The 6096-nt window shown below is 64.1% G+C and carries 6 protein-coding genes; 1 reads left to right on the top strand and 5 read right to left on the bottom strand.

The genetic code is table 11. The annotated features are described in order from the left end of the window. Positions 1 to 222 (top strand): exopolysaccharide production repressor exox (locus ACXJ7R_RS22380; protein WP_457153757.1); only part of this gene is annotated, 222 nt, incomplete at its 5' end. Between the two features lie 17 nt (positions 223 to 239). Here the strand turns inward: ACXJ7R_RS22380 and ACXJ7R_RS22375 are convergent. The 5 genes from ACXJ7R_RS22375 to ACXJ7R_RS22355 form a co-directional block, all read right to left on the bottom strand. Then, positions 240 to 2084 (bottom strand): ABC transporter ATP-binding protein, encoded by a 1845-nt coding sequence (locus ACXJ7R_RS22375; RefSeq protein ID WP_457153756.1) that lies wholly within the window; start codon positions 2082 to 2084, stop codon positions 240 to 242. An 8-nt stretch (positions 2085 to 2092) separates the two neighbouring features. Continuing rightward, positions 2093 to 3094 (bottom strand): serine kinase, encoded by a 1002-nt coding sequence (locus ACXJ7R_RS22370; protein WP_457153755.1) that lies wholly within the window; start codon positions 3092 to 3094, stop codon positions 2093 to 2095. After that, a complete protein-coding gene (locus tag ACXJ7R_RS22365; protein ID WP_457153754.1) occupies positions 3091 to 5034 on the bottom strand; it encodes a lasso peptide isopeptide bond-forming cyclase in 1944 nt (647 codons plus the stop codon). Before ACXJ7R_RS22365 ends, ACXJ7R_RS22370 begins: the two co-directional genes overlap by 4 nt. Further along, positions 5034 to 5408, bottom strand: a complete 375-nt coding sequence (locus tag ACXJ7R_RS22360; protein WP_457153753.1) for a lasso peptide biosynthesis B2 protein — start codon at positions 5406 to 5408, stop codon at positions 5034 to 5036. Before ACXJ7R_RS22360 ends, ACXJ7R_RS22365 begins: the two co-directional genes overlap by 1 nt. A gap of 124 nt (positions 5409 to 5532) precedes the next feature. After that, positions 5533 to 5877 carry a PqqD family protein gene (locus tag ACXJ7R_RS22355; protein WP_457153752.1) on the bottom strand — a complete coding sequence of 115 codons (345 nt, stop codon included), beginning with the start codon at positions 5875 to 5877 and terminating at the stop codon, positions 5533 to 5535. Between the last annotated feature and the right edge of the window lie 219 nt (positions 5878 to 6096).

The raw sequence follows: 6096 nt of genomic DNA, 5'->3' as shown, positions 1-6096 counted from the left end.
GCCTGGTCCTGGCTAGGCGGCGCTTCGATCGGTACGACGCTGATCCGCGTCATCATCTGCGCAATTATCATTCAGGCGGGCTACTTCGTGCTCGTCTATGCCATGATCGCCAGAAGCCCGCCGACGCCGGCCGACATGGCTCGCGACGCGGAGAGAAAGCTGAATGCGCCCGAGGTGGCCGAAGGCGAGAAGCTGGGCAGCGCCAGGCGAAGCCTGCACTAACCAGAAGCCTGGCAGCCTCACGCAACGTTAGCGGGCTGGCTCTCGGACTGTTCGCCCAAAAGCATCCGCGACAATCGGCTGCCGGCTTTTTCCTTCAGCCGCTGATATTGCCCGACTTCGACAATGCGGCCGTTTTCAATTGCCACCACCCAGTCGGCGAAGGCGATCATTGACGGCCGGTGCGCGATGGTCAGGATCGTCATGGTGCCGCGCAATCCGTCAATCGACTGGGCGATCAGCGACTGGTTCTGCCAGTCGAGCGCGCTGGTGGCCTCGTCCAGGATGAGCAGGGACGGCTTGCGCAGCAGCGCGCGCGCAAGCGCAATGCGCTGGCGTTCGCCGCCCGAAAGCCGCACGCCGCGGTCGCCGACCACCGTCTCGAGCCCGATGTCGAGCCGTTCGACGAATTCGCCGGCGTGCGCCGAGCGCAGCGCGGTCCACAGATCGTCATCGCTGGCTTGCGGCGCGGCAAGGCGCAGGTTCGCCGCGATCGTGTCATGCAGCAGGAACACGTCCTGCGGCACATAGGCCACCTGATCGCGCCAGCGGCGCCGGTTGCCGGCATCGATCTCGACGCCATCGACGAGCATCGTGCCGGCGGTCGGCTCGAGCAGGCCGAGCAGAATGTCGGCGATCGTGCTCTTGCCCGAGCCGGAGGGGCCGATCAGCGCGGTGACCTTGCCGGCCGGCAGGCCGAAGGTGATGTCCCTGACGACCATCTTGGCCGGGTCGTCGCTATAGCCGAAACAGACGTCCCCGATGTTGAGGCCGGTTGCCAGAGACAGCTTGCCGCCGTCGCTGGTTTCGGCATCGCCCGGCTCGCGTTCGGCGTCGAAACGCGCCTGCATGCCGCGCATCGCCGTATAGGCGGGCAGATTGATCAAGACCTGCTGGGCCTGCGTCTGCATGTCCATGAAGCGCGGCGCGATTCGCATGAAAACCAGCAGCAGGACGACGATCTCGGCCAGCGACAGGTTGAAGCGGACCAGTGCCACATAGATGAACAGGCTCAAACCAACGACGCTCGCCACCTGGAACACCGCGGTGCCGATCGTGCTGTTGCGCACATAGTCGACATTGTCGGCCTTCATCTTTTCGAGCGTCGCTTGCAGCTGTGCGAAATAGGTCGCCTCGACATTCAGGCTCTTGGCCACCTTGATGCCGCCCAGGAATTCCGAAACCGTCCGGTACTGATCCTGGCGATTGGCGGTCAGAACCCGGCCAAAGGCGGTGGCCCGCGATCGAAACGGCTGCAGCGCCACGAACATCACGATGCCGATAATGACCGCAAACAGCGTCATCGCCGACGAGATGAACACTGAAACCAGCAGATAGCCGGCCAGGAGCACGGCGATCTGCACCAGCATCAACAGCGAGAAGGCAGCGCCCTGGACGCGGTCGATATCGCCGGTCAGGGCATGGTCGAGATCGGAACTGCGCATGCGCGTGAAGACGCCCCAGCGTGCCTTGCCGATGCTCTCGAACAGATTCATGCGCACGCGGTTGATGAAATCGAACAGCAGTTTGGCCATGTAGACCGACTTGAAGCGGTTGAACGCCGCCTGCACGGCAACAAGCCCGACCAGCAGGCAAAGCACGGTCGTCAGTTGCAGCGTTCCGTCCGGCACCAGCCAGCGTACGAAATCATTGTTCGGCAGCTTGACCGCAAAATCCTGGTCGGGGCGTCCGACCAGATGCAGCAGCGGCACCAGCAGCAGGATGGAGATACCTTCGGTCAGGCTGCCGAGGATCAGGAAGAGCAGCGCCGTCCAGGTTCGCCGGCCGCCGATCTGGGCAATGGCGGCGCCGAATGCGGCAACGTCTCGAAACAGCGACAGGCGAAGGATTGAGAACTTCGACATGATTGCGCTCACGACCGCATACGATCAGTCGCCAGATTCCCGGCCGCCAGATCCCTTTCGATCATGTCCACGGCCTCACCGATCCTGTCGAGGCCCGTCGGGACTTCGAGGCGTCGAACGCCGACATGGTCAGCCAGCCGCGCGCATTGCCGAAGATGCACTTCTGCAAGATCGCTTGGCAGGGCCACGCGGCCGAACCGCGTCACATAGGAGAATTTGATGATGGCCGGCAGGGCGGCGATGCCGGGCAACGGCGTGATGGCAGCCTTTTCGCCGCGCTCGAGGATATAGATCCTGGTCGCAGGCACCCTGTTGCCGGAAAAGGCGCCATTCAGGCGATGCTGCATCTTGTCGATTGCCGGATGCACTTGCGGTCGCACCTCGGCTTCTCCGAGCGAGATCGCCGCCGCGGCGTCGGCTGCCAGCTTGATCTGCGGAAAACCCGGAACGATCATCGGCTGACCCGGATTGGCGAGGTCCAGCGCCACGACATCATCGGTAAGCAGGTCGTGTCCGGCCCGGATCATCGCGCTTGCCGTCGTCGACTTGCCGGCGCCCTTGTCGCCCATGAAGATGGCGCTCGTGCCGGCGACCGCAATGGCACTGGCGTGCAGGACGAGCAGGCCGCGCCGATGCAGCAGCAGCGCCATCACCGGACCCAGCAGTGGAAACGCGATCAGCGTGTCGTCGACGCCGGGCGCGGGTTCGACGTCGATGCGGCAGCCATCGCTGATCAGGAATGTGCCGACGGCATGCCATGCGAGATATTGCCGCTCCGCTTCGAACCGAAACTCGGTCGCGGCTTCCAAGCCGGGTTTCGGCAGGTCGATCGGGCCGACGGCGATCACGACGTCCGCCGCCCCAGGCGCCGTCGGCTCCAGTTCGGGCAACGTCACCTCGGATGCGATGGTCAGGCCATAGGCGCGGTAGAAGCGGCGCTCTCTCGTGATCCGGCTATGCGGGCGGTGATGATCACTGTATGCGGCGAGCGGCTCATTGCGCGGCATCATGCGGGGCTCCCGCTGTGCTGGAGCTGCCGCAGCCAGAGCGACAGCGATGCCGAGCGCCAGACATACTGGACATCCAAAGGCGCCGCCCGATCGGGCTGACGCAGCAGCCGCGCATAGGCAGCACTCACCTGGGGGAGATTGACGTAGGGCGCGATGCGGCTCGCATCCGAGATCAGCAGCTGTTCCAAGAGGTCGCGGTGGTTGCGCAGCATGCCGTTGACGAGATTGGCGGTGAAGTCGATCTTGTCGCGCCGCCACTGAACCGCTGCCGGCAGCACGCCTTCCATGGCGCGGCGCAGCACATAGCGACCAAAGCCGTGGCTGAGCTTTTCCTCACCGGGCAGGCCGAGGCAGAACTCGACCAGCGGCTTGTCCCAGAACGGATAGCGCGGCTCGACGCCGAAATTGGCGGCAGCCTTGTCGAGAACCTCGAAAGCATGCGGGACATAACCATTCGACAGGATCCAGCGATGGCTCAAGGCGTCGCTGGCCTGGACGCCGGGCGGCATGTATCCGGCTCGGTGAAATCGGTCCACAAGCTCGGTGCGCCTGGCCAGGTCCGGATTGACCAGGTCGCGCCAGCCTCGGCCGCGCGGCGCCTGCGCCGGCCTGCGTATCCTGTTCAGGATGCGGTTCGCCATATGCCTCAGTCTCGCGATCCGCCAGGCCGGCCCGTAGAGGGTCAGGAACTGGAAATACAGGCCCAGCGTGCTGTCGCCATAGGTGTCGGAGGCGCTGCGGATCTCACGCCACAGATCCATCCATCGGCCGGCGTTGGCAAGCTCATGCAGATGGCCATGACCTTGTGAAACGACCTCGTCGCCGCCATGGCCGTCCAGCAGCACCTTGATGCCCTTTGTGCCGGCAGTCCGGTAGATGCCGCGGGTCAGCGTCAGGCCCGGCGCCAGGAACGTCCCTTCCTGCTCTTCCAGCACCCGTTCGAACTCGGCGAATGGCGCATAGTTTCCGACTGGAATCAGCGTTCCGTCGACCTTCTGCTGATCCAGCACCGCATCGATGAACGGGCGCTCGTCCATCGACGAGCCCTTTTCGAAAATTAGCGAGAAGGTGGGCAGCCTCGGCTTGCGCTCGGCGGCGTTCTGCAGGCCGGCGACACAGGCGATCGAGGAGGAATCGAGGCCGCCGCTCAGCATCGCGCCGACCGCCGAGGTTCCCCGCATGCGATTGCGCACCGATTGCGAGAACAGATGGGCGAATTCCTCAGGCGCATCCGACCGTATCGGTCGTTGCGACGGCTCGATCTGCCAGTAACGGCGCAGCACCACCTGTTGGCCGGTGACGGTTAGGCTGTGGCGCGCCGGCAAGCTGAAGATGTCGCTGTAGGGTGTCGCCTGCGGGTCATCGGGAAGCCCGGCCAGAAACCCGGAGATCTGGTGCTCGGAGACATGTCCGCCAACCCCCTCGACGCCAAGGATCGGCCCGATCTCCGACGCAAAGGCAAAACGCCGATCCGCCGCATGGTAGTAGAACGGTTTGACCCCGAAATGGTCGCGCGCGCAAAACAGCAGCTGCCGCTCGGCATCCCAGATGGCGAATGCGAAATCGCCTTGCAGATGCACGGGGCAGGCTTCGCCCCAACGCAGATAGGCCCGCATCAGCAAGGTCGCATCGGCGACCGACCTGTCGCGGATGCCCAGCCTTGCCAGCAGCTCGTCACGGTTGTCGAGCCTGCAGTCGGCGGTGATGGCGAGCTTGCCGTCGGCCATCGTCAGCGGACCGGGGCCGGCTTCATCGGTGGTGTTGAGCCAGGCGTGGCCAAGCGCGATGCCGGTGTCCAGCCACCACGAATTTCCGTCGGGGCCGCGATGGCGCATGCGCGCCAGCATCTGCTGGATATCGGCCGCCGCGACCGCCGGTGTGTGCCCCCGGGCCGCTGCCGCGTGCCCCTGTCGAAGCAGGATTCCGGCCACGCCGCTCATCAGTTGCCGTGGTCGACCAGATGGGCGAAACCGTCGATCGATCCGCCAAGCACGATATGATTGTCGCTGACCAGCCAGGCATGCGCCTTGAGTTGCTCGCCCGTGCCGCGTTCGATGCCGATGCGTATCTTCGAGGCATTGCCCTGTCGAGCAAGCATGTATTGACCCGAAAGCGCCTGGGTCAGGCACGTGGCGTAGGGAACGAAACGGGCCGCTGCGGCAACCCCCCAGGCGACGCGCCGCAGTTCGCCCATGCTGGCGCACTGTCGCGCGTCAAGCCGCGTCACCAGGCTGCGAACACGGTTGTAGGACAACAGTGTCAGTCCCAGCCGAACCGCCGCGACCACGAGCAGGCAGCGGCTAAGGAAGATCATTTCCGAGCCGCTCAGGGAGAGAATGCCAAACAGGCTTCGCCGGCCTTGCCTGCGCCTTCTCTGCTGGGGGCTCCTTTCGGTCGCGGGTTCCTGCCGCAAAACCATGGCCTTATGCGGAACCTGCTTAGACAAGTTCCTCATGATCAAGCCTCGCAAGCCCGTTATCGGCCAGGCCCTTCAGCAGTGCCTCGACGTCGGCCTGGCAGCGCTCCGGGTCGACGTTGTAGCGCGCAAGCACCGCACTGCGGATCTCCGCGATCGACCTGGGCTCCTGGATCAAATCCCAGATGAAGGCGCCGACGCCGTTCAGGCTGTAATAGATGTTGGATTTCAGATTGAGGAGCGCCAGGCCATCGCCGAACTCGCAAGCCACGGCATCCTTGGTCGCACTCACACGAACGTGGTCGGCTGAATATCGGTCGGCCAAATCCTGGTCGGCCAAATCCTGGCCGGATTGCTTCCAGTTCATCYCAAAACCTCGCTTACACTACGCTTCGCAGTTCCAGGCAATGAAAGGGGAGTCGGAGKCAGTGCCCCCGACTCTCTTATTTTTTTAAACCCAGAGACCCAACGTCATCACTCTGGAGTAATTGCGATAGGCTTCAGGAAAACGTCAGGTCGCCGATCGGCGTATGCGCGGGGAAAGACGCGTCGMTCGCCGTGCTGCCGCCGCCGCCCTGGGTGATGG

It is taken from the genome of Mesorhizobium sp. P5_C1, from assembly GCF_054049815.1.
Note: the sequence above shows the minus strand (reverse complement) of the source record. Positions and strands in the feature narration are given on the sequence as shown.